Origin of the sequence: Aeromonas sp. EERV15 (assembly GCF_900079845.1) — a bacterium.
Classification (GTDB): Bacteria; Pseudomonadota; Gammaproteobacteria; order Enterobacterales; family Aeromonadaceae; genus Aeromonas; species Aeromonas sobria.
In genome coordinates this window covers 1-23,450 of record NZ_FKKY02000018.1, presented here as the reverse complement: position 1 = coordinate 23,450, position 23,450 = coordinate 1, and the positions used below count along the sequence as shown (strand labels likewise).

The 23,450-nt window shown below is 57.4% G+C and carries 28 protein-coding genes; 5 read left to right on the top strand and 23 right to left on the bottom strand.

The window, feature by feature from the left end:
* Positions 1–6 precede the first annotated feature (6 nt).
* Genes BN4575_RS15545 through BN4575_RS15515 form a run of 7 tightly spaced genes read right to left on the bottom strand, consistent with a single transcriptional unit; the run spans position 7 to position 7,057 of the window.
* Positions 7–1,077 carry a protein-glutamate methylesterase/protein-glutamine glutaminase gene (locus BN4575_RS15545; protein WP_068978868.1) on the bottom strand — a complete coding sequence of 357 codons (1,071 nt, stop codon included), beginning with the start codon at positions 1,075–1,077 and terminating at the stop codon, positions 7–9.
* On the bottom strand, positions 1,074–1,934 hold the full coding sequence (locus tag BN4575_RS15540) for a CheR family methyltransferase (RefSeq protein WP_256028984.1): 861 nt from the start codon (positions 1,932–1,934) through the stop codon (positions 1,074–1,076). The genes BN4575_RS15545 and BN4575_RS15540 overlap by 4 nt, the downstream gene beginning before the upstream one ends.
* The gene (locus BN4575_RS15535) at positions 1,934–2,467 is read right to left on the bottom strand and encodes a chemotaxis protein CheW (protein ID WP_068978866.1); all 534 of its coding nucleotides are present in this window, start codon (positions 2,465–2,467) and stop codon (positions 1,934–1,936) included. Before BN4575_RS15535 ends, BN4575_RS15540 begins: the two co-directional genes overlap by 1 nt.
* 10 nt (positions 2,468–2,477) lie before the next feature.
* On the bottom strand, positions 2,478–4,160 hold the full coding sequence (locus BN4575_RS15530; RefSeq protein ID WP_068978865.1) for a methyl-accepting chemotaxis protein: 1,683 nt from the start codon (positions 4,158–4,160) through the stop codon (positions 2,478–2,480).
* 42 nt (positions 4,161–4,202) lie between these two features.
* Entirely contained in the window at positions 4,203–6,365 is a 2,163-nt protein-coding gene (locus tag BN4575_RS15525; RefSeq protein WP_068978864.1) for a chemotaxis protein CheA, read from the bottom strand.
* Entirely contained in the window at positions 6,352–6,672 is a 321-nt protein-coding gene (locus BN4575_RS15520; protein WP_068978930.1) for an STAS domain-containing protein, read from the bottom strand. Before BN4575_RS15520 ends, BN4575_RS15525 begins: the two co-directional genes overlap by 14 nt.
* A 16-nt stretch (positions 6,673–6,688) precedes the next feature.
* A complete protein-coding gene (locus tag BN4575_RS15515; RefSeq protein ID WP_068978863.1) occupies positions 6,689–7,057 on the bottom strand; it encodes a response regulator in 369 nt (122 codons plus the stop codon).
* 235 nt (positions 7,058–7,292) lie between these two features.
* Between BN4575_RS15515 and rlmKL the strand changes: the two genes are divergently transcribed.
* From rlmKL to rmf, 4 genes are all read left to right on the top strand, one after another.
* Positions 7,293–9,470, top strand: a complete 2,178-nt coding sequence (gene rlmKL / locus BN4575_RS15510) for a bifunctional 23S rRNA (guanine(2069)-N(7))-methyltransferase RlmK/23S rRNA (guanine(2445)-N(2))-methyltransferase RlmL (RefSeq protein WP_068978862.1) — start codon at positions 7,293–7,295, stop codon at positions 9,468–9,470.
* On the top strand, positions 9,470–9,700 hold the full coding sequence (locus BN4575_RS15505) for a glutaredoxin family protein (protein WP_042023414.1): 231 nt from the start codon (positions 9,470–9,472) through the stop codon (positions 9,698–9,700). The genes rlmKL and BN4575_RS15505 overlap by 1 nt, the downstream gene beginning before the upstream one ends.
* 75 nt (positions 9,701–9,775) lie before the next feature.
* Entirely contained in the window at positions 9,776–11,686 is a 1,911-nt protein-coding gene (locus tag BN4575_RS15500; RefSeq protein ID WP_068978861.1) for an ATP-binding cassette ATPase Uup, read from the top strand.
* 161 nt (positions 11,687–11,847) lie between these two features.
* Positions 11,848–12,024 (top strand): ribosome modulation factor, encoded by a 177-nt coding sequence (rmf, locus tag BN4575_RS21320; RefSeq protein WP_082186839.1) that lies wholly within the window; start codon positions 11,848–11,850, stop codon positions 12,022–12,024.
* Positions 12,025–12,108: 84 nt separating this feature from the next.
* Here the strand turns inward: rmf and fabA are convergent, their stop codons facing one another.
* Both fabA and BN4575_RS15485 read right to left on the bottom strand, forming a co-directional pair.
* Entirely contained in the window at positions 12,109–12,648 is a 540-nt protein-coding gene (gene fabA, locus BN4575_RS15490) for a 3-hydroxyacyl-[acyl-carrier-protein] dehydratase FabA (protein WP_213391080.1), read from the bottom strand.
* Positions 12,649–12,742: 94 nt separating this feature from the next.
* The gene (locus BN4575_RS15485) at positions 12,743–14,722 is read right to left on the bottom strand and encodes a Lon protease family protein (RefSeq protein WP_042023424.1); all 1,980 of its coding nucleotides are present in this window, start codon (positions 14,720–14,722) and stop codon (positions 12,743–12,745) included.
* A gap of 140 nt (positions 14,723–14,862) precedes the next feature.
* On the opposite strand from BN4575_RS15485, the gene BN4575_RS15480 reads away from it, so the two are divergent.
* Entirely contained in the window at positions 14,863–15,294 is a 432-nt protein-coding gene (locus BN4575_RS15480) for a hypothetical protein (RefSeq protein ID WP_068978860.1), read from the top strand.
* Between the two features lie 28 nt (positions 15,295–15,322).
* Here the strand turns inward: BN4575_RS15480 and BN4575_RS15475 are convergent, their stop codons facing one another.
* The 14 genes from BN4575_RS15475 to BN4575_RS21840 form a co-directional block, all read right to left on the bottom strand.
* The gene (locus BN4575_RS15475) at positions 15,323–15,685 is read right to left on the bottom strand and encodes a hypothetical protein (protein ID WP_068978859.1); all 363 of its coding nucleotides are present in this window, start codon (positions 15,683–15,685) and stop codon (positions 15,323–15,325) included.
* Positions 15,686–15,897: 212 nt separating this feature from the next.
* Positions 15,898–16,872, bottom strand: coding sequence for a zonular occludens toxin domain-containing protein (locus BN4575_RS15470; protein WP_068978858.1), 975 nt, complete (start codon positions 16,870–16,872; stop codon positions 15,898–15,900).
* A gap of 7 nt (positions 16,873–16,879) precedes the next feature.
* Positions 16,880–17,146 (bottom strand): DUF2523 family protein, encoded by a 267-nt coding sequence (locus tag BN4575_RS15465; protein ID WP_068978857.1) that lies wholly within the window; start codon positions 17,144–17,146, stop codon positions 16,880–16,882.
* The gene (locus BN4575_RS15460; protein WP_218060776.1) at positions 17,146–18,255 is read right to left on the bottom strand and encodes a hypothetical protein; all 1,110 of its coding nucleotides are present in this window, start codon (positions 18,253–18,255) and stop codon (positions 17,146–17,148) included. The genes BN4575_RS15465 and BN4575_RS15460 overlap by 1 nt, the downstream gene beginning before the upstream one ends.
* Before the next feature lie 63 nt (positions 18,256–18,318).
* Positions 18,319–18,447, bottom strand: coding sequence for a major capsid protein (locus tag BN4575_RS21315; RefSeq protein WP_005333101.1), 129 nt, complete (start codon positions 18,445–18,447; stop codon positions 18,319–18,321).
* Positions 18,448–18,584: 137 nt separating this feature from the next.
* Entirely contained in the window at positions 18,585–18,872 is a 288-nt protein-coding gene (locus BN4575_RS15455; protein WP_068978855.1) for a hypothetical protein, read from the bottom strand.
* Positions 18,872–19,129: a hypothetical protein gene (locus BN4575_RS15450; RefSeq protein WP_068978854.1), complete on the bottom strand. Its 258-nt coding sequence runs from the start codon at positions 19,127–19,129 to the stop codon at positions 18,872–18,874. The genes BN4575_RS15455 and BN4575_RS15450 overlap by 1 nt, the downstream gene beginning before the upstream one ends.
* A gap of 1 nt (position 19,130) precedes the next feature.
* A complete protein-coding gene (locus BN4575_RS15445) occupies positions 19,131–19,472 on the bottom strand; it encodes a DNA-binding protein (RefSeq protein ID WP_068978853.1) in 342 nt (113 codons plus the stop codon).
* Between the two features lie 51 nt (positions 19,473–19,523).
* Entirely contained in the window at positions 19,524–21,440 is a 1,917-nt protein-coding gene (locus BN4575_RS15440) for a phage/plasmid replication protein, II/X family (protein ID WP_083221062.1), read from the bottom strand.
* 273 nt (positions 21,441–21,713) lie between these two features.
* Positions 21,714–21,896 (bottom strand): hypothetical protein, encoded by a 183-nt coding sequence (locus BN4575_RS15435; RefSeq protein ID WP_068978851.1) that lies wholly within the window; start codon positions 21,894–21,896, stop codon positions 21,714–21,716.
* On the bottom strand, positions 21,893–22,297 hold the full coding sequence (locus tag BN4575_RS15430) for a hypothetical protein (RefSeq protein ID WP_083221061.1): 405 nt from the start codon (positions 22,295–22,297) through the stop codon (positions 21,893–21,895). The genes BN4575_RS15435 and BN4575_RS15430 overlap by 4 nt, the downstream gene beginning before the upstream one ends.
* 35 nt (positions 22,298–22,332) lie before the next feature.
* Positions 22,333–22,563, bottom strand: coding sequence for a hypothetical protein (locus BN4575_RS15425; RefSeq protein ID WP_068978850.1), 231 nt, complete (start codon positions 22,561–22,563; stop codon positions 22,333–22,335).
* Positions 22,564–23,028: 465 nt separating this feature from the next.
* Positions 23,029–23,319, bottom strand: coding sequence for an NIPSNAP family protein (locus BN4575_RS21310; RefSeq protein WP_218060775.1), 291 nt, complete (start codon positions 23,317–23,319; stop codon positions 23,029–23,031).
* Positions 23,320–23,341: 22 nt separating this feature from the next.
* Positions 23,342–23,450: IS3 family transposase (locus BN4575_RS21840; protein ID WP_141689828.1), on the bottom strand; the 109-nt coding region annotated here is incomplete at its 5' end.

Below are 23,450 nucleotides of genomic sequence, written 5' to 3'. Positions count from 1 at the left end.
CCCCTGTTAATCCGGACGCGCGAGCATCTGTGTTATCTGCGAAAGTGACATCACTTCATCGACCCCGCCGTGGGCTATCGCCTCTTTGGGCATGCCAAATACCACACAACTGGCTTCATCCTGGGCAATGGTGCGGGCACCGGTGTCGTGCAGTTCCCGCAAACCACGGGCACCATCGTCCCCCATGCCGGTCATGATGACCCCGAGCGCATTGTGACCCGCACTCACCGCCACCGAGCGAAACAGCACATCCACCGACGGGCAGTGGCGGGAGACCGGTGGTCCGTCTTTCACTTCGGCCAGATACTGGGCGCCGCTGCGCTGGATCAGCAGATGTTTGCCGCCCGGGGCAATCAGCGCGACCCCGGGCAGCAGGCGATCGCCGGTCACGGCCTCTTTCACTTCCAACTGGGAGATACCATTGAGCCGGTCGGCAAAGGAGGCGGTAAATTTGGCGGGCATATGCTGGACGATGGCGAGCCCCGGGCAGCTGGTGGGCAATCGGGTCAGCAGATACTCCAGCGCCTGGGTGCCTCCGGTTGAGGTGCCCACGGCAATGATCCGCTCTGTGGTTTTGAATTTGATCCGCTCGGCAGGGGGGGAGAGCATGGCATCGGCGCTGCGTTTGGGGGCGGGCACGAAGCCTGCGGGCTGGTTGGCCGGGAGCAAGTTACGCAATTTGGCATTGGCCGCGCCCCGGATCTCCTGGATCAGCTCATTGGCCGATTGCTGTAGAAAGCTTTTAATGCCGACAGCCGGTTTGGTGATGATGGAGATGGCCCCTGCCGAGAGGGCATCCAGGGTGACGGCGGCCCCCGCTTCGGTCAGGGAGGAGCAGATGATGACCGGGGTCGGGCGTTCGGTCATGATCTTCTTGAGAAAGGTGAGGCCATCCATCCTTGGCATCTCGATGTCGAGAATGATCACGTCCGGCCAGCATTTTTTCATCTGCTGCATGGCAAAAATGGGGTCAAACGCAGCGCCAATCACCTCTATATCGGGGGATTTGCCCAGCATCTGGGTGAGCACCTCTCGCACCAGGGCAGAGTCGTCCACGATCAATACCCGTATCGTCATACATTATCCTTTGCCACGGCATCCTGGCAGCGATAGCGAGAAGGGGCTTCCTGTTCCAGCGGCAGATCTTGCTGGCGGATGATCTCCGAGTGACCAACCAGCAGATAGCCACCGGGCCTGAGCAGGCCGCATAGCTGTGATAGCACGCGCGCCTTGGTCGCTTCATTGAAATAGATCAGCACGTTTCGCAAAAAGATCACGTCGAAATCCCGCTCAACAAAGTCACTGCAGGTAAGCAGATTGAGGTTGGAGAACGAGACCTTTCTGGCCAGCTCCGGTCTGACCCGGATCTTACCTGTGTATTCGTCATGGCCGCGCTGAAAATAGCGCAGCCACAAATGGGGGGGGACGTGCCGAGCCCGTTCAGCAATATAGATGGCGCGCTGGGCAATGGGGATCACCCGGGTATTGATGTCGGTCCCGTAGATCCGCCAACGTTCATTGATGCCGAGTTGTTCCGCCAGCACCATGGCGGCAGAGTAAGCCTCCTCGCCGGTGGAGCAGGCAGCAGACCAGATGCGCAGTGGCTGGTGGCGGCTTGCTTGCAACTGCTCGGCGTACTGTTTCAGCCAGCTGAAGTGCTGCGCCTCGCGGAAAAAATAGGTTTCGTTGGTGGAGAGCAGATTGATGGCAATTTGCCGCTCATTGGCTTCCGAGGGCTGATTTATCCGCTCCCAGTAGCTGTAGTAGCTGCTGATGTTGAGTGCCCGCAGCCGTTTGGCCAGCCGTGATTGCACCAACGCTCGCTTGCAGGGCGCAAGGTCGATGCCAGCGGTAGTCAGAATAAAGCGCCGGAACAGATCGAACTCCTTTTGGCTAAGCAGCGGCCCCTGTTCCGGTGTGACGAGTGATGCCACTAGCATCCCCCTTGCTCGACATTGAATAGCTGGCTGGTGGACGCCTCCGCCATGGCGCTGAGTTCGGCAATGGAGAGGGCTTTTTGCATATCGAGCAAAATGGCGAACTGCTGGGCGATGGTCACCACCCCCTGAATGAAATCCCCCCGGATATGGGCGCCAAAGGTCGGGGCGGGCTCTATGGTGTCGGTGGCGATCTCCAGCACTTCACACACGGCATCGAGTAGCATGCCGATCTCCTGATCTTCGCCGTTGCAGTTTGACAGGGAGAGGATCGCCACACAGGTGGTCGGTTTAAGCTCGGTCTGGGCCCGTCCGAAGCGGATGGAGAGGTCGATAACGGGCACCACGGCGCCCCGCAGATTGATGATCCCCCTGACGAAGCGCGGCATCATGGGCACCGGGGTCATCCCCTCGAACTCGATGATTTCACGGATGCAGCTGATATCGACCCCATATAACTCCCCCCCTAGCATGAAGGTCACGCAGTGGAAGTGGGAGGTGGTGGTCTCAGGAGCAAGTTTGGTGCGCATATGCCGGCTCCTAGTAGTTGGTGAACTTGCCATCATCCACTGCTTGTTCCAGATCATCGTCGTGGTGCAGGTGTGGATGCTGGCTCAGGGCGCTCTTTTTCGGGCTCACGGGTTTGGCCACATAGTGTGAACCGTGGAACGGCTGTGGCTGACGACTGTTGCCTCCCCTCAGGGTGAACTGCTGCATCAGCTCCTGCAGTTGCAGGGCGGTGGAGCTCAGCTCTTCCGAGGTGGAGCTCAGCTCCTCGGCGGAGGCGGCAGAGGCCTGCATGCCATCGCTGATCTGGGTCACTGCGATATTGATTTGCGAAACGCTGGCCCGCTGCTCGCGAGAGGCGGAGGCGATCTCTTGCACCAGGGTGGCGGTCTGATCGATGCCGGGCAGCATCTCACGCAGCAGGGTGCCCGCCTGTTCGGCCACGCTGACCGAACGGCTCGCCAGCTCGCCAATCTCTTTGGCGGCATTTTGCGAGCGTTCAGCCAGTTTTCTGACCTCGGCCGCCACGGTGGCAAACCCTTTGCCGTGCTCACCGGCCCGCGCCGCTTCGATGGCGGCATTGATGGCCAGCAGGTCGGTTTTATTGGCGATGTCGTTGATCACTGTGATGCGGGAGGCGATCTCTTTCATGGCATGCACCATCTCACCGACCGCCTTGCCACTGTCGGTGGCACTGCTGGCCGCCTTGGTGGAGATATTCTCGGTCACCTTGGCGTTGTCGGCGTTCTGGCTCACGGTGGCGGCCATCTCTTCAACCGAGGCGCTGGTCTGCTCGACGCTGGATGCCAGCTCCGAGGCAGTTTGGGAGAGGGAGTTGGCGGTGGCTGCCACCTGTTCCGAGGCCGAACCGATGGCCTCCGACATGGCGCCCACTTCGTTGAGGGTATCGGAGAGGCGATGGGCCATGCTCTTGATGGCAAACAGCAGGCTGGAGGTGTCATCAGCCCGCAGCTTGACCGGGGTGGAGAGATCGCCATTGGCAACCCGGGAGACAACTTGCACGGTATAGGAGGGATCGCCCCCCAGCTGGCGCAAGATACTGCGAGTCACCAGCAGCGCGAGCAGCAGGCAGATAACAAACGCAGAGCTTGAAATACCGATCAGCAGGCTGAAATTGCTCTGGTAGATCACCTCGCTCTCATCCAGAGACTGGCTGGCCAACTTGTCATTGAGGTTGACCAGTCCGGTCAGCAGATCATCCGCCTGATCAAAGGCCGGACGTCCTTGTTCTGCCATGAGCTTCGCCGCACTCTGATTATTGAGGCTGTCTACGATGTCAGCTTGCGCGGTGTGAATGATGGTCTCGGCAGAGGTTTTATAGACGGCCCACGCCTGGTCAAAACGGGCCAACGCATCGATCTCCGGCTGGGTCAGGTTGGTTTTGCGGTAGGCATCCAGCAACTTGTTGAGCTGCTTCTCATAGCGCAACATGTTGCCCGCATTGGTTCTTCTGCTCTCTTCACTCGGCTCCAGCACATAGCGATAGAGCGCCCGGTTCATGTAGATCGCTTGCATATTGGCATTGGCCAGATCCCTGATAGGAACCAGCTGATTGGCATGCATGTTCTTGACCAGCTGAGCCATTGCCTTGGTGGAGTGGTAACTGGTGAGGGTCAATATCACCAGCAGCACCATCAGGATGGAGAACGAAAACACCAGTTTTGTTCTGACTTGCAAGTTGTGAAACCAGTCCATGGTTTTGACTCCGTTAATCCGGTTGAAAAAGTATGTTGGGGATCAGTTCCTGATGTTGAACAATGTGTCGGTCTGCTCATGGAGCAAATGCCGTTCTCTGCGCCGTGCCAGCTCGATCAGCTGTGGCACATCGAGAATAAGGGCGGGCTGACCGTTGCCCAGAATGGTGGAACCGCTGACATAGCGCAGGGATTTGAACAGCTCGCCCAGCGGTTTGATCACCGCCTGTACTTCGCCGATCAGCCGATCCACCACTATGCCCGCCCGGTTGTCGGCATAATCGACCATTACCACAAAGGCGGGCTCGTTGGCCGGGGGGAGGGCAAACAGTTCGCGTAACACGATGAAGGGCACCCACTCGCCGCGAATATTGATCTGGCGTGAGGGGGTATCGAGCGCCTCCGGCGGCAGGTCGATGCACTCGATCATCATGTCGAGGGGGATCACCAGTGAGGAGTGATCCACCTCGATGCGAAAACCGTCGATGATGGCAAGGGTCAACGGCAACCTCAGCCGGAAGGTGGTGCCCACACCCAGACGACTTTCGATGGTGGCTTCTCCGCGTAGCGACTCCAGATTGCGTTTGACCACATCCAGCCCGACCCCGCGACCAGAAAGGTCGCTGACATCGGCGGCCGTAGAGAAGCCCGGCTGAAACAGAAACTGGAATATCTCCTGTTCCCCCAATACTTTGCCCTCTTGTGTCATGCCGAGGGACAGCGCCTTGGCCTGGATCTTCTCCCGATCAATGCCGCGGCCATCATCGCTCACTTCAACCACCACGGCGCCTGCGTCGTGGTAGGCATTGAGGGTGATCACGCCAGATGCAGGTTTACCCGCCTGCAGGCGCTGTTGTTCATTCTCTATACCATGGTCGACGGCGTTGCGTACTAGGTGCATCAGGGGATCGGTCAGCTTCTCGACCATGGATTTGTCGATATCGGTATCGGCGTTGTTGATGTGCAGGCTGATGTTTTTACCGGTCTGTTGGGACAGTTCATGAACCAGACGGGGAAAGCGGTTGAAGATCTCGTTGATGGGCACCATCCGCAGGGTGAGGGCATCATCACGGATCCCCTCGACCAGGGTGTTGACGGTGGCGACTGACTCGACCAGCTCGGCATCCCCCCGCATTTTTGCCTGCAGGGTGGTGGCCGAGGTGGCGATCACCAGCTCGCCCACCCGATTGATCAGTCGATCCAGTTTGGCGGCTTCAATGCGGATGTAGTGCCCTTCGCCCCGCAGCGGCGCGGCTTTGAGCGGAAGGGGGAGTGGATTGTCGGCTTCGCTCAGCGGGTTGGCGGGGGCGGGCTGATCACGCGGATCACATGAGGCGGCGGGCGCTGTGTCGTATACGCCCTGTTCGATGGCATCCGCTTCTGTCCGGGTCAGGACATTGGCCGCTTCCCAGCGAGCCAGTTGCGCCGCCAGCGGTTCATTGCGCCACTGGGCCAGCCGCGCGCCCTGTTTGGCAAATTCGGCCAGATCCTGATGAGGGGTGAGCAGGCAGATAATGCTGGCGTGCGCGACAAAATCGAAGGTGCTGCGAATGCGTTCGGGTGATTGTGCGCTGCGCAGCGTGATCTCGTAGCCCAGAAAACACTCGGTTGGATCAAGCAGTTGTAGCGGTGGCCACTCATGCCAGACCGGCTCGATAAAGACGATATCCCCCAGATTGGCGAGGTAGCGGATAAACGCCAGCAGATCGAAACCATCCTGATAGAGGGCCGGATAGAAGCGCAGCGACAGGTGCCATGCTCGCATATCTTGCTCGGCAGCAACGGTCTGGACGGGGAGTGAGACCGGCGGGTTGGGCATGTTTTGATGGCCCTGCAGCTGGGAGAGCAGCGCCAGGATCTGCTGGGTTTCGGTTTGCGGCAACTCGGGGTTGTGCTCGGCCCCTTGCAGCAGATCGCGCAACTGATCGTTACAGGCCAGCAGCAGATTGATCAGATGCTCATCGAGCTGGAGCTCACCGCTGCGCAGCCGCGTCAGCATGTTCTCCATGGCGTGGGCAAAGCGCACCAGCATGGTGAGCCCCAGCATGCTGGCCGATCCCTTGATGGTATGGGCGGTGCGAAACATCAGATTGTAGGTATCCGGGTTCGCGGGGTAGGTCTCTCTGTCCAGCAGGGCGTGCTCCAGATTGTCGCACTGCTCATAGGCCTCTTCAAAAAAGAGGGCGCGCGCTTTATTGATGTCCATCTTGAGCCCTCACCAAGGTCAGCATGGGCAACAGGCCGAGCTGACTCAATGCCTGTTGTGCCACGCTCTCTTCACCTGTGCGGATCCGCAGACTCTTGTTCTGCTGGTTGGCTTCTTGCTGCAAGAGCGCCAGTAGCTGGGCACCACAGCCATCCAGCGCCTCCAGCTGGCTGATATCCAGCACGACGATGGCAAAGTTGAGCAGGCTGAAGAGATCGTCTTGCAGCTCGCCGAGGGTCATGATGGTGAGCTCCCCCGTCAGCGTGGCGGTCGGGGGAGCATGCAGAATATCAAGCTCGAAACTCATCTCCATTGCTCCCGTTTCATGGTTGCATCACCTTGTAGACATCATCGATCAGCTTGAGTGGTTCAAACGGCTTGGTCAGCCAGATGCGCGCCCCCGCGTCAAACCCCTCCTGCCGGATCTCTGGCGAGTTCTCGGTAGTCAGCATGATGAACGGCAGATAGCGGGTCGTTGGCTGCTTCTTGACTTGCCTGAGCAGGGTCATGCCATCCATGCCAGGCATGTTCAGATCCGAAATAATGAGGTGTACACGCTGGCGTTCCAGCTGGCCAAGAGCCGCATTGCCATCATCAGCCTCAATCACTGCAAAGCCTGCGCTTTGCAATGTCATGGTGATGGTGGCTCTGATGCTGACAGAATCGTCCACAACGAGGATGGTTTTAGTCATGTGCATGCTCATTCATACGCGAAGAGGGTATCCGGATGACAGTTTTCTAGCCCCCTAATTGTTGTCCAATAACTTGATGTATGTAGATTTTTTAAAAATGAGGTCAAAGGATGACAAACGCAGGGATGGGAGGAGAGGAGCGGGTATTTCATCCGGTGGGTGGGTGGGTTCAATTGCGCGGCTGTCATCGTTTCTACCCTAGTTTTGCATGCTCAGCGCGGCCATATAGGGTATAATGCGGCACTATTTTTATGGGTTCCCCGTGAGCGTGATGAAAGAATTTTTTGCAACCTGCCCCAAGGGGCTGGAAAACCTGTTGGCCGACGAGCTGACCACCCTGGGCGCAGAGCAGGTCCGTGAGACCGTGGCTGGCGTCCACTTCAAAGGCGAACTGGCGATTGGCTACAAGGCCTGCCTGTGGAGCCGTTTTGCCTCCCGCATCGTGCTGGTGCTGTCCGAATTCCAGATGAACGACGATCTGGATCTCTATCTGGGCGCTCACACCATCCCTTGGGAAGAGCATTTCCCCGGCACATCCACCATTGCAGTGGACTTTACCGGTACCAACCCCGCTATTCGCAATACCCAATATGGCGCGCTGAAGATCAAGGATGCCATCGTTGACCGCTTTACCAAGCGTGGCCATGTGCGTCCGGACGTTGACAAAAAATCGCCGGATATTCGCATCATGGCGCACCTGGGCAAAGGCAAGGCCAATATCACGCTGGACTTGTCAGGCCCGGCGTTGCACCAGCGTTTCTATCGTCAGGGCACCGGCGAAGCACCGCTCAAAGAGAACCTGGCCTGCGCCATGATAGCCCGTAGCGGCTGGGCCGGTGAGCCGATGATGGACCCCATGTGTGGTTCCGGTACTCTGCTGATTGAAGCGGCCTTTATCGCCGCCGACATGGCGCCGGCCCTGCGCCGCGAGCGCTTCGGTTTCGATCGCTGGCTGCAGCACGATAGCGAGCTGTGGCAGAGCCTGATGATGGAAGCGCAAGTGCGCGCCAAACGTGGTATGCAGCGTTGCGAGACCAAGTTGTTTGGTTGTGATACCGACGCCCGGGTGTTGATGAAGGCCCGTGACAACGCCAAGGCAGCCGGTGTGGCGCACTTGATTACCTTCAAGCAGGCCGAAGTCAGTGCGCTGGATAACCCCTTGCCGATGGCGAGCGTCGAAGGGGAGGCTCGTCAGGTCGGTATGCTGATCTCCAACCCGCCTTATGGTGAGCGTCTTGGCGAATTCCCGGCGCTGCTGGAAGTGCATCAGGCCCTCGGCGATGCCCTGCGTCGCAGTTTCCAGGGCTGGCGTGTCTCTATCCTGTCGGCTTCACCTGAGCTCTTGAGCTGTCTGCGCCTGCGTGCCGACAAGCAATATCGCCTGTTCAACGGCGCCCTTGAGTGTCAGCTGCGTAACTATCAAATCGCACTGGACTCCGTGGCTTCCCAAAAAGAGGTCGCTCAGGACTTTGCCAACCGCCTGCGCAAGAATCTGAAGACCCTCGAGAAGTGGGCTGCTAAGGAAGGTATCGACTGCTACCGCCTGTATGATGCCGACCTGCCGGAATACAACGCCGCCATTGACCGCTATCAGGATTATCTGGTGGTTCAGGAGTATGCTGCGCCGAAGGATATCCCCGCTCAAAAGACCCGTCAGCGTCTGCTCGACATGGTTCAGGCCGCCATCAAGGTGACCGGTATGGACGGCGAGAAGGTGATCCTGAAAGTGCGCGAGCGTCAGGAAGGCAAACAGCAGTATCAGAAGCTCTCCGAAGAGCAGCACCGGATGGAAGTGCAGGAGTACGGCGCCCGTCTGTGGGTCAACCTCTACGACTATCTGGATACCGGCCTGTTCCTCGACCATCGTCAGACCCGCCGCATGCTGGGTCAGATGGCCAAGGGCAAGCGCTTCTTGAACCTGTTCGCCTATACCGGCAGTGCCACTGTGCATGCTGGGCTTGGCGGGGCCAGCGAGACCACCACCATCGACATGTCCCACACCTACCTGAACTGGGCGCAGGACAACATGCGTCTCAACTCGCTGGTGGGCCGTCAGCACAAGTTCGTGCAGGCCGATTGCCTGAAGTGGTTGTCTGAAGCCGATGATCAGTACGACCTCATCTTTATCGATCCGCCGACCTTCTCCAACTCCAAGCGGATGGATGAGAGCTTTGACGTACAGCGCGATCACCTGCTGCTGATGCAGCACCTGAAGCGTCTGCTGGCGGCGGATGGCACCCTGGTGTTCTCCAACAATAAGCGTCACTTCAAGATGGATCTGGCCGGGCTTGAAGCCGCAGGTCTTAAGGCCCAGAACATTACCCAGAAGACCCGGCCGAAAGATTTCGAACGTAACCAGCATATCCATAACTGCTGGATCATCAGCCATGCACCGGCGCAAGCTGAGTCGTAATGCTGACCCTGTTTCACACCGACGGTTGTCACCTGTGTGAGCAGGCTTGGGGGCTGGTGGAGCAGGCTGGCCTTGCCGCCGCCACCCGCCAGAGCGACATCATGGATGATGAGCAGTGGCTAGCGGCTTATCGGGTGCGCATTCCGGTACTGCGTGACGAGGCGGGCCGCGAACTCGGCTGGCCTTTTACGCTGGTGGAGTTGATGGCCTGGGCTGCGCATCGGGGTTGATGTTGAATTGACGATAAAACGGGGGCAGACCTTCAGTCTGCTGCCCGTTTTTTTCATATGAAATAAGGAATACACATGGCTCTTTTAACATTGCACGGCGCATGTCTGTCGTTCAGTGATTTCCCGCTGCTCGACAACGCCGAGCTCAGCATTGAGCGCGGCGAGCGTCTCTGTCTGGTTGGCCGCAACGGGGCAGGTAAATCCACGCTGATGAAAGTGATCGCGGGCGAATTGCCCCTTGATGACGGTCGCATGGTGCAGCAGCAAGATCTCAAAGTGACCCGCCTTGAGCAGGATCCGCCCGCATCGAGCGAGTTGACCGTATTTGACTACACCGCCGAAGGGTTGGCGGGGGTGGGTGAGCTGCTCAAGCAGTACCACCACATTTCAATGGAGCTGGCGCACGACCCCAGCGATGCCAACATCCGCATCATGAGCGAGTTGCAAGAGCAGCTCGATTATCAGAACGGTTGGCAGTTCGAGACCCGGATCAGCCAGGTGCTGACCCTGCTCAATCTCGATCCTGACGCGACCCTTGATAGCCTCTCCGGTGGCTGGCTGCGCAAAGTTGCCCTGGCCCGCGCACTGGCTTGCGATCCCGACTTGTTGTTGCTGGATGAGCCGACCAACCACCTGGACATTGAAGCCATCAACTGGCTGGAAGAGTTCCTGAAAGATTTTCGTGGCGCTATCGTCTTCATCTCCCACGACCGGGAGTTTATTCACAAGCTGGCGACCCGGATCATCGATCTGGATCGCGGCGAGATCACCTCCTGGCCTGGCAACTACGATCAGTATTTGCTGGGTAAAGAGGAGTGGCTGCGGGTCGAGGAGCTGAAAAATGCCGAGTTCGATCGCAAGCTGGCGCAAGAAGAGGTGTGGGTTCGTCAGGGCATCAAGGCCCGCCGTACCCGTAACGAAGGTCGGGTGCGCGCCCTTGAAGCGATGCGGATGGAGCGTTCCCAGCGCCGTGAGCTGCAAGGCAAGGCAAAACTGCAGATGGACGATGTGAGTCGTTCCGGCAAGCTGGTGTTTGAAACCGAAGGTCTGGGGCTGGACTTTGGCGCTTGCACCCTGTTCCAGGGGCTGGATCTGCAAGTGCTGCGTGGCGACAAGATTGCGCTGGTTGGCCCGAACGGTTGTGGTAAATCGACGCTTATCAAGTTGCTGCTCGGTCAGCTTGACCCAAGCCGTGGCTTGGTCAAGGGCGGCACCAAGCTGGATGTGGCTTATTTTGACCAGTATCGTGATCAGCTCGATCCTGAGCAGACAGTGATGGAAAACGTGGGGGAGGGCAAGCAGGAGGTGATGGTGCGTGGTCGCTCACGTCATATCCTCGGCTACCTGCAGGACTTCCTGTTCGAGCCCAAGCGGGCCCGTACTCCGGTCAAGGCGCTTTCTGGCGGTGAGAAGAACCGTCTGCTGCTGGCCAAGCTGTTCCTCAAGCCCAGCAACCTGCTGATCCTCGATGAACCGACCAACGATCTGGACGTAGAAACCCTGGAATTGCTGGAGGAGTTGCTGGCCGACTATCCCGGCACCTTGCTGCTGGTCAGTCACGATCGTCGCTTTATCGACAATACCGTGACCGGTTGCTGGCTGTTTGAAGGGGATGGCCGCATCAGCGATTATGTCGGTGGTTATGCTGATATGATGGCCACCCGCGAGCTGCAGAGCTCACAACAGCAGCTAAAGAGCACCCAGAGCAAGGCAGCTGAGTCTGCGGTAACGGTTAACGAAGCGCCGAAGAAGAGCAAGAAGCTCTCTTACAAGCTGCAGCTTGAACTCGACGGTTTACCTGCTCGTCTTGAACAGTTGGAAGGGGAGCTGGAGGCGCTGCAAAGCGAGATCAACCAGCCCAGCTTCTTCTCCTTGCCAAGCGATCAAACCCAGCAAAAACTGGATGCCTGTAGTGCGGCTGAAGCCGCGCTGGAACAGGCCTTTGCCCGTTGGGAAGAGCTGGAAGGACTCAAAAATCAGGATTAAGTTCCCTGTCATTAAAACTTAATCCAGTTCAGTGTCTTGTGTCACATAGCCCTGTCAGGGTGAATGTTTTTGTTTGACCGGACCTGCTCGCTGGGGTAAAGATAAAGGCGACCGATGAACAATTGGTCGCTTTTTTTGTTCCACGAAGAGGGTCGTAGATGATGAAGAGACAGAAACGGGACCGTCTGGATAGAGCTCGTGCTCGTGGTTATCAGGCTGGCGTTGTCGGCAAACAGAAAGAAGCGTGTCCGTATCAATGTCTGGATGCCCGTGGGCATTGGCTTGGTGGTTGGCGTGATGCCATGGAAGGGCGGGGCTCTGGCCTCTTCATGAAGTAATCGATACTTCATCACATATTACAAAAGGAAAGGGGCCATCGAGGCCCCTTTGCGTTATTGCGGTTTTACCACTGAGGATAGTGATCAGAATGCGGTGGTATCTTTAAACAGGCCAACTTTCAGGTCAGTTGCGCTGTAGATCGGGCGGCCATCCACTTCGACGACACCATCAGCGATACCCATCACCAATTTGCGGTTGATGACGCGCTTGAAGGTGATCTTGTAGGTCACTTTCTTGGCAGTCGGCAGGATCTGGCCGGTGAATTTCACTTCACCCACCCCCAGAGCACGACCCTTGCCAGGACCGCCTTTCCAGCCCAGGAAGAAGCCGACCAGCTGCCACATGGCATCCAGACCAAGGCAACCAGGCATCACGGGGTCACCCGGGAAGTGGCAATCGAAGAACCAGAGATCAGGTGTAATGTCGAGTTCAGCCAGGATCTCGCCCTTGCCATGCTCGCCGCCGTTGTCATTGATCTTGACGATGCGATCCATCATCAACATGTTGGGAGCCGGTAACTGGCTATTGCCCTCACCAAACAGCTCACCACGGCTACAAGCCAGCAGCTCTTCACGGGTAAAAGAGTTCTTGCCCTGTTCGCACAGAGAAAGGGGAGCTGCCATGGTGCTATTGTCTACGGTCACGCTGAATTTCCTTCAAATGAGTAAAGCTGCGCCAATTTAGCTTACAGCTGTTCGCTAAACAACTCCGATCTCTTTATGAGCGACCAAGCAGTCGGCCCAACAGGGCGCTCAAGAGGCCGCCTTTTCGGCCGCTGCCATTCAATTCATCCAGTCGATCCTGGATCCGGCCAAACAGGGTATCCGGCATATCCGGCTCGCCAGCCACACAGCCGGTGAGCAATTCGATAGCCTCTTCCACGTGATAAACCGGGTGGATATGGAACTGGCCCGCCGCCACAGCGGCAATCACCTCATCAGAGAGATTCAACTGCTGAGCGTTGGTGCCGGGCAAAATAATCCCTTGTTTCCCCGTTATGCCGTGGATCTGGCATACCCGGAAGAAGCCCTCAATTTTTTCATTGACGCCACCAACGGCCTCGACATTACCAAACTGATCGATGGCACCGGTCACGGCGAACTGTTGATAAATCGGCTGGCGGGCGAGGGCAGAGAGCAGGGCGCATAGCCCGGTCAGTGATGCACTGTCGCCATCAATTTCATGATACGACTGCTCGAACACCAGATTGGCAGAGAGCGGGGTAGGGGTTTCGGCCCCGAACATATTGGAGAGATAACCTTGAATGATCATCATCGCCTTGGCATGAATGTGGCCCGCGAGTTCCGCTTTTCGCTCGATGTCGATCACATCACCATCACCCAGATGCACGGTTGCGGTGAGGCGTACCGGCTCACCGAAATCATAGGGGTGGCCGGAGACCTGAATGACGGAGAGGCCGTTGATCTGGCCAATCTCTTCACCATCGGTTTGCAGCAAGATCTGGCCATCAATGACCCCCTGATCTGACTGTTCAACCAGATAGTTGAGGCGGTAATCCTGCTCTTCCAAGGCCCCCCGAATATGGTCATCGGTGACGACATCGGACTCCAGTTCGCGGGCCAGACTATCCGACATCCGCATGATGGCGGCCAGTTGCACTTCGGAGAGGGACAACCACTCCTGATGATCGCACAGTCTGCTGGCATGACGGCAGAGCGCGGCGAGGGCGGCAGGAGTAAAGTCCAGCAGGTTCCAGCGCAGGCGTAACCCGGCCAGATATTGCAAAAATTCCTGCAGATCTTCCTCGATATTGACCTCGGAAACCAGGTCGGCGCGCAGGAAGATACGCTCGGACATATCACGATCCAGCATCTGGAACTCTGCTACCTCAAGGCGATCACCCACCAGGATCAGCTTGAGCTTGATCGGCGTCGCTTCAGGGGTAAAGAAGGGGGTCAGGGTTTTCCCTTCCTGATAGGCGTTCCAGTCCAGCTCGCCTTTTTGCATGGCATTCTTCAGCTTGAACCAGAGGTGGGGCTGATCAAGCAGCTCATCCAGTTGCAAAATGAGATAGCCGCCATTGGCTTCGCGCAGCAAGCCGGGCTCCAGCAGGTGCTGGTTGGCATACACAGAGCCTTGCTCGGTCTGGTAATTGATGGAGCCAAACAGGGTATCCCAGTTCAGGTCTCGCCCATAAACCACCGGTGCTTCTTGCTGCTCGTGATGGATCAGCAGATTAATCAGCACTGGGTGTTGAAATTCCAGACCCTGGGCTACGTGAGCGGCCAGATCAGACAGAAAATCATCGATCTTCGGATCATTGTTTTGCTTGCGCATGATGCGGGTGACCAGACGCTCCGCATCAAGATGGAGGCTCATCAGCTTAAGCAGCTCGCCAACCATTTCGCAGAACTCGATACCGGTGCCGGGTTGCAGCCGCAGCCAGATAGGCTTGAAGGGATTGTTCAGATTCTCGGTGTAGCAGAGATCAAACAAATCGGCATCTTTGCCATTGGAGTCGGCAATAAGGGTCTGACAGACGCCTTCATAGTCTGCACCTGGAAAACCGTTGAGCAGCATTACCGGACAGTCACCATCAAAACTGGCCAAGCGTTTGACCGCGGAGATGGCTCTGGGTTGCAATGCGGCAAAGGGGATAGGTTCAAGCTCACTGAGCATGGAGAACTGTTCAATCGCAAAAGCGGGTTTTAATTGTTCTGATGTTAATTCAGCCACTTAAGACATCCGGTCGAAGATAGGATCAATTGTTGCCATTATACACAGTTCAATTAGTGGTAACAGGAAACAAGATATCGCATTTAACATAATATACATTATGCGCAGTGATGGGTTTCTACGTTTTGGAGGTTTTTTCGATGAAACACAGCCGTCGCCCACAGGATCGACTCTCGCTGGATGCGTTAACTGCCGGTGTCGACCTGTTGGCACAACTGCGGCGCCATCGCTTTCGGCAGCTAGAGATCAGTGTGCCCGATGACCACCAGTTGCTGTGGTTCGATGTGTTCCCGCTGGCCGGTGCACTGGTGTTGATGAGTGGCGACGTTCCGCTGTGGGTCTGCCGCTGGCAGTTGGTCGACCGGGTGGCGGTTATCCACGACTGGCAGGCCTTTTGGTACACCCATCAACAGGATTTGGAGCATCTGCCGCTGGAGGCGATTTGCTGGCTATCCGGTCGTTACCTGGTGAAATGGGCTGCGCCTAGTGGCGGACACTTCTGGCGACGCTGTTTACGTGAGGCCCGAGTTCGGGGCCTGTCGGTGAACGGTGGTGCCATCGGCCAGCCCTAAAGCCTGCTCACCGGGTTGGATGGCTCTGTTAGGCATGATCGATTGGCGCGACCTCGCGGCGTGCGGCATGCAGCACGTCGGACATTTCCCCTGGGCTGACCCGTCGCACCACATCGGCCGGACTGGCACTGCCCAGCCAGCCATTGGCCGACTGGAACCAGATCGCTAGCGCGACAGGACTGCGTTGGGTTTGCAGGATGCTGATGATCTGGTCCAGTTCTGGCGATGATGGCAGGTTCAACTCGGCCAAACTGAGCACGCAGCCTCTGGCCAGCAGCTCCTCGCGGGTTGCGACCCTAAAAACGGGCTCGGCTATGACCGGTTCACGTTCGGCCAGAAATGTCGGATCAACGGGATCCGTTGAATCGCTGAAATCGTTCCAATTTCCCATATTGTACGTCTGCTCCGTTAGAGATGTTGAAGGTCAAAATGGAGATGTTGGAGGTCAAAACTCACATAATCTTTACAAATGATGCCGATAAATGGGGTTATCGGCATCATTATTGGTAACTGTTACCGTAATTATGTTGATGACCGGCCATCCGCCTGTCCGCCGCCCGCTAGCGGTCGTCGCCCAGTCGCACGGCCCTGCGCCTGCGGCGCCTATCTGTTCGCCATCAGCGCGTCTTCGTCCTGTTGCAGATACCCTGCCAGATCGGCATCACGTATCACCCACTGGGCCACATCATCTCCAGCGTGAGCCAGCAGCAGCACGTTGGCGCCCTCGATCCGATACGCTGCGAACATATGTAGACTCGCATATCCCCCGCCCTCCCCCAGTTCGACGCGATATTCGGGGTGACCGTTCACCACTACTCTGGAACGGAAAAACGCCTGCGGGATCGGTGGCGGCAGGCTGGGCTCGGCACTAGAGACTGCGGCGGACACCGCCTCCTGTTCGGCGGTGGTGACGGTGGCTGCCTGTTCTGACGGGGTATCGCCCTGCCCCTGCTGCCAGATGGACCAGAACGACCAGGCAAACAGGGTTACCGCCGTCAGCAGTGAACCGATGAGCAGTGCAAATTTTTTCAGTGGCGGCCGGGATTTGTGGGTATGAACCTCAGCGGAGGTGTACAGCTCATACAGCGTTTTATCGAACGGTTTTTTGGTGATCAGTGCGTTTTTCTCTCCCTGGGATGGCTCCGGATCCTCATTACAGCTGTTCCACTCGAAAATCTTCCGGTGCTCCATGCCAAATGGTCTGTACGCGTGCAGGTGCCGCCCGACGGTTTTACGGGCCAGCACGTCGATAAGCTTGGGGTCTGGGGTCATCAGGATCAGGTCGATCCCTGCGTGACGATGTTCGTTCAAAAAATCGACATGAGGTGGAACCTTCGCGCCACTGGGACGAGGCGGCATGATCTTCTGGCATTCGTCTATCACCACGATGGCCCCGGACGGCAGCTGTGGCCATGCGGTTGGGTCATCGAGCGGAAAACAGCGCAGGCGATCAAAATCGAGGCCGTCGATGTTGCAAAAAAGCGGTCTGATCCGTTCTGCATTGGCATTGTCGCGGATCATCTCGACGGCGAGCAGGGTTTTGCCGCTTCCTGGGCGGCCGGTGATGAGGGTGATCATATGCTAGCTACCTCACGCGCATTGTGGTCAGCGCCGCCATGGCCAGTCTGGCTGCATAGCCCGACAGGATCAGGTTGATGCACAAATCAATTCGGGCCAAACCCATCAGCCCCAGCGCGGTTGCAGGCAGACCGGTGACCAACTGTCGGATTTCCGCGGTGGCCAGCGACAGAATGGCATCGAGTCCCTGATAGGAAACCACGGCAACGCCCAGCGCGAGCAGAATTCTGGCCACAAAATTCCCGGCCATTAGTGTCCCAAATGCGCCCCACATCAGCTAGGCCTCCCGACTCCGACGATCACGATCGACAAAAAACCGAACAATGACAACAGTCGCAGAACTGGCGCGACTGCGCTCTCGATCAGCCCGCACAGGGTCGTGTAGTCGATGGAAAAATCCTGCCCCATGATCGGGATCACTGTGGGTGCTGGGCACTGGCGGGGTAACCAGCCGCTGCCCCAGTCGTAAAAACGGCGCACGTCGATCACATCCGTGGGCACATCAGCCATCGAGGCCAGTTCTGTCTGAGCCTCGGGATCCGGATCCGGGTTGGGTTTAGTCCCCTCGCCCGGGTTTGGGGCCGTCTCATCGACGGTGACCGGCTCAAAAATGTCCGGGTAAAGCCCAGGGGCAATTTGCAACGCGGCGGGGTTGGACAGAACCATATCGGCGAATTCTGCATCGGAGATTTCGCCACCGTTTTCCGGTTCGACCTGTTGTTCCCCGCGGGCCCAGTTCCTTTTGTAGTTCCACAGGTCGCCAGGCTGCGGGCTATTCAGGTCGCCCCAGGTTGTGTAGAAGATCCCGCGCTGGACACTGGGCGGGATCTCGGGGGTGCGCCAGCTGTCCGCTGCGCCACTGGGGCCAGCAGTTTTGAGGACCCAATAGCCGGTTTTTTTCTCGATGCACGGCAGACCAGGGAGCGTTTTGACGCGCGTACCATCAGGGCCAGGTAGAAAAGTCCAGTCACGAGGGCACTCCCCAGTAGCGGTCGACGGCCTCTGTAGCCACCCGTTGATCAGATCGTACCCGGCGTAGGCCGCTGCGGCGGTGATGGCGCCGACCGCCGCACAGCGAGCAGCCCCCGCAGGTGACAGGCAGGTGCGACCGAACCTGGCCAGCGCGTCAGGTACGACCCGTAGAACCCGATTAACCCGGACGGCGTTCCCGAATTTGTCCCGTGCATCGATAACAGCGCCGACGGTTCGGGCGGTTCTGTCGATGCTGGTGACGCCGACGATCCTGCCGGTGGTGCCGTTGGCAACCCGAACGGTGCCCGCCCCTGGGAACAGCTCGACAACATCGGCGTGCACCGGTGCAGTGAGTGCGATCAGTAATAGAGCAGCCAAAACGCTCCGATTAGTGCTGATACGTAGAGCCACCATTCACTCCCCATAGTTGGCCTCCGATATAAAGAAGGGGGCCTCGCGGCCCCCAGTTTCTTGTTACTTAAACGCGCCGCGTACCCAGGTAAACGTTCTGATCGTGACGTACACACTGAGGCAGGCCAGCCCGATGGTGGTGATCTGGGTGACAGCGCCAGTGATCGCGGTGGTGATTGAGGTCAGGTCCATATAAAAACTCCATTGCGTTGATTAGCGGATGATTTTCCGCAGTTGACGTAGAACCCACGCGGTGGCCCAGAGCAGGCCGATGGCCTGCACCAGTTCGACCGCCTGCGCGGGGGTAATATCAGGAAGCAGATCCATTGTCAGCACCCCAGAATCGGTGTTGTGGCCAGCCGTCCCTCTGCCAGCATCAACCCCGCTGGCGTCGAGATGACCGGCAGTGCTACGAGGGTGCCAACGAGCCCCATCAGATACTGCTCCTGAGCGGAACCGGCAAAATGGTCAGGACAGAGCACCACAAAAAGATCAGCCTCTGCCTCCAGGATCAGCAGGACGGCGGGATCCGCATCAGTGGTACTGCGCTCGATGTGGTCGACGTGGGTCAGCACCGCGTGCAGGACCAGACCGAGGTTGTTCGGGATGAGGGCCATCAGCTCTGCGCCTCGGGATCCCGGTACTGTGTGTCCAGCACGCGGGCCCCATCGATCTCGTGCCCCGGCACGACGCAAAAACCCATTTTTTCCCCGACCAACCGCTCAAAATGAGCCACGGGATCGGGCAGAAGTTGCAGTGCTAGCGGCGGGATGACGATCGCGACATCGCCCTCATCCGCTGTGCGCACGATAACGGAAAAATCCCGAGCCTGTTTAACGCCGGCCAGCACGCCGGTGACAGTTGTTGTGTTCATATCAGAGGCCCAGGATTTGCTGTTTTGCGTCGAGCATCAACGCGTACCCTGCCCCACGTTTTCCGGTGTAGGCCTGCACCCAGACTGGCAGACTGAGAGTCTGACCGCGCAGCCCCTCGAGCTGACGCGGTAGACCTGCATCGACGGCGGCCTGCGGCAGACGGACCTCGACGAGCTCGGCAGTCTCGCCGCCATAAGCGTCGAGGGTGGTCACCCGAACCCCGACCGTGTGACGGATGATCTGGCTATCGCCGTTGCGGAACGTGTCCTGTTTTACCCCAGCGATTTCACCGACCAAATACAGGCCGGATGCACCGACAGTGGGTTGGGTTTTGTCATTCATCTGATCAGTCCTTTTTGGTAACTGTTACTGAAATTAGTGTCATAAAATCCCTTACACCAGACGCAACTGCGGGTGGCGGGGTACGGCGGGAACGCGGAGATCGGCCACATCTGACTGGACGACGATCCGATCCCAGTCGACCTCGGGTGGGAACAGCCCTGCGTGGGAGCCCAGACCGTGACCGGCCGAGCGGTCGAGGAATGCAAAAATTTCGGCATCGGTATCGGGGCGATTATCGACCGGACAGCAGAGGCCATCGTCGGAGCCGATGCAGTCGACCAGACCGTCGCCCACGGCGCGGCGGTGACGGTGCGGCACAGCCATGAAATCCTGATCGTCCAGCCAGCGGGATAGGTCGGCAGGTTTGAACCAGGCGGGCGCGGAGCTGACTGCCTGCACCTCGAGTACCGACCGGAGAGAGACCACGACACCAGCCGCGAGGCGGCTCTCAGCGGTCCCGTCACAGGACTGGAGGGCTGCCAGCGAGATCCCTGCGTCGACGAGCTCGCCGATCGTCCTGTACCAGGTGGCCTGAGATGCAGGGGGGGATTTTTTGGAGGCTGCCCAGCCGCGATCGATGATCGATCTCAGATGCGTGAGGGCGCGGCGCGTGCCCATGGTGCGGGCACGGCCAACGGCATTCTCCTCGTAATAGGCGGTGATTTTCTGCTCGAGTTCGATCTCGTTCGAGAGTGACATGCTAGGGTCTCCCCAGAGTGCGGTTAGGACCGGGCGCCAGACGTGTGCCCAGAGGCTGTGGACAAAATTTGTACCGGCATCAGCGAGCTGGCGCTCGCAGCGGATGAGATCGAGGGCGGTGCCGTCCCAGTCGGTGATACCGAGGCGTTCGAGCTGACCGACCAGCCCGCGGCGCATGGTCCGGGCCTCGAGGCGCAGCAATCTCTCGCAGTAGGCTTGATAATCGGGGTCGGACAGGGCCTCGACCCGAGCTGCGAGGGCAGCGTTACCGGGGTCGCGACGGAGCTCCTGAGTCAGGCGTTTTTCCTCCTCTCGGGCCTCGGGCCCTTTGGGGTAGGCTGCCCCGCGCTGGTGCTCGCTGCGTGGGTTGACGTACACCGTGTCGCCGGATTTGGCGAGAATCTTCTGCTCAAGCTCGGCGTAGGTCCCCGTAGAACCGGCGGCGTGGACGTGCCCGATCTGCACGTGACTGATGCGCCGCAGCAGGGCGCTGACGTCAGCCACGGTGGCGCAGTGCACACCGGAGGTTGAGTCGACGCGCATGACCTGACACCCAACCACATCGACCAGGGCGGCGAGGTCCGGGCAGCCACGGACAAATGCAGACATCGCGATCGGGAGGGCCTGACCGAGTGTGTGAATATCGCTGAACGCGTTGAAACCGTAGGAAATTTTGGTCGGATTGATTTTCGCGGACACGTAGGGGTCTAACCCCAGACGGGCATTGCCACGAGGATAAATTTTTATCGCCATCGACCCGAGATGGGACTCGATGGATTCGAATGGGGTTTTCAGTTCGTCCGTGATCACTGACCCGTCGGGCTGGAACGTGACCTCTGCACACAGGCGCAGGTCAGGCACCAACGAGGCCAATTGCCTCAGATCGACGTCAAAAGTTTTTTCGGTGGAGAGGCTAACGATGCCGTCGGACTCGACCGCATCGGAGGAGCCCACACAGCAGCGTGGGTCGAACAGGAACCGGAATCTGAGCTCAACGAAATCGTTGAACGTCACGAACCCGGCCAGCGCCGTTTCGATGGCCGAACTGAGAGGTTTTTTTTGTGATACGGGCTGTGATACGGGGTCCATGCGCCTATCCGAGACAATGCTAATGAAAAAAATCCGGCCTCGGCGCCAAGGCCGGACCAACAACAGTTTTTTCATTACCCCGGAGGGTGCATTGCCCGAAGGCGTCTCATCCCGAAGGATGGTGAGACACAAACGTGTCTCGAACTGACCGCCCCGCATAAAAATACGGGACTCGATCATCCTGCCACAGGGTCAGACGGAACACAACCGATTTTTACAGGTCAAAACAGACCCTAAAACAGGCTCAAAAAAGAGCCTCAAACGACATCGAATTTATCACGGTGAGAATTGGGTGGGAGATTACAGTACTCCCACCCGACCCAACCACCCTCCCCCAGACCGACCCAACACACAACAACAAAACCGCCCCCTACGGGGTCGCGCTCTCTGCCGCTGGGCAGGCCGACCGGCGTAGGTGGTCGCACAGATGACCACCTGTGCGGACGGCTGAAATCAGGGGGCCGCCTTATCTGCGACCGCGCGGTTGAACTCGGCGAACTCTGGTGCCTGATCCTCCCAGAGTTCGATGGCGATGGACAGCAGCTCGATGAGCTGCCGGTTGGCGTCGTAGACATCAAGCAGTCGTTCCAGCAGCGCCAGCGCCTGCTCATACTCCCCCCGGCTAGAGATGGTCATTCTGCCACCGGTGCCAGCTGCGACAGGGTCGCTGAACGAATCGACTCCAGGATAGAGGCTGCATGTTCTGGGGGGATGGGCGCATCAAACCCTGCGACTAGAGCACGAATGTAACTGTCGAGCGCATCGATGGCCGATCTGTCAAACGTCACAGTGACGGTGCGGGCCCGCTGGCGCTGCCGGTATCTGGCCTGTTTTTGGGCTGGGGTCAGCGCCGTTCCGGTGCTGGGGCGTCCACGGCGGCGGGGTTTGGGGAGTAAATCTGATGTACGGTTATCGTTGGGATCGCGCACGGTGTGACCTATTTTTTGGTAACTGTTACCGAAAATAATAGCACCATTTATAGTAACCGTTACTAAAAATTGAACCAAATTCACCATGTAAGGTAGAACGGGCATCATTGATGCCCATTACTTAGTTCAGAATGAGTAATTACTTACGATTGGGGTGAAGAAAGTAACCTTAACCCGTTACTGGTAATACTCACATTTATATATGCATAGTCATCAGCAGAAGCATCAACAAGATTCAATAGCCCCCTACTTTGCAAACCTAACATAGCTCTATGCATAACATCCTGATCAATTTCAGGAAAATCATCAGCATTAAAGTCAGCTTTAACTGCGTTTTTTATGATATTCAAGATATAGAAATCAATATTGGTCATATTATATCCGTATGAGTGTAGGGTTATTTCTTCTGGCACTTTAGCCAGAAAGGATAATAACATGCACAAAATATGAACGCAAAATATTTAAAAGACAAAACCCTTATGTGTCAACTACTTACTGTCAACTTGAGACGGTGGGTATAGATGTAAACTCGAGGGGAAAGGGGGACTCAAACCATTGAAACAGGTAAATTATATCTGGCTTTATTCTATTTCAGGAAAAATGGCCGCGCCATCTAGGCCTCTTCTCTATTTTCTCTCAAAGAACTTGAGTCGGATAGACAATAACGCCTAGTGGTGGATGGTGAACGAGCGAGGCACACCGCGCATAACCCGCCTTATGTTACGGGCTCTCCGGCGCTTGAACGATGCCGCTTCGCGGCCCACGTTGCTGCGCTTGTCGAGGTCCCCTGCTGCTGCGCATTATCGCAGGGGACAAACCCTCAACATAAGGACAACAGATTATGCGCAGTCATGCTTGGCGATATACAAGGTCTGACGAAGAGCATCGATAGCCGCTGACTCCATCGACACAACAGACATAACGCTAACAGCAATGCTGTTAATGATTTCCTCTCTTGGGCCCTTGCGCCAAACATCGCTTTGGTAAAAGGCATCCAAGGATTGTTGCCTATGCTCTGGGCTATCAAAGGCTCGAATCAACACATAGCTGTCTGGATCATGTTGAGACTGACCGTGAGTGACTACATCAATTCCAGCGGCCTGATGCAAAGGAACACTGATGTTTCGCATGATCTGAATCGCCCCTAGTTTTCTAGACACTCTGTTGTTGAACATTGAACTGCTTTTCAAACTCTACCGGTGACAGCCCATCATTGGAACCATGGCGCCTGATTGGGTTGTAAAACATTTCGATATAATCA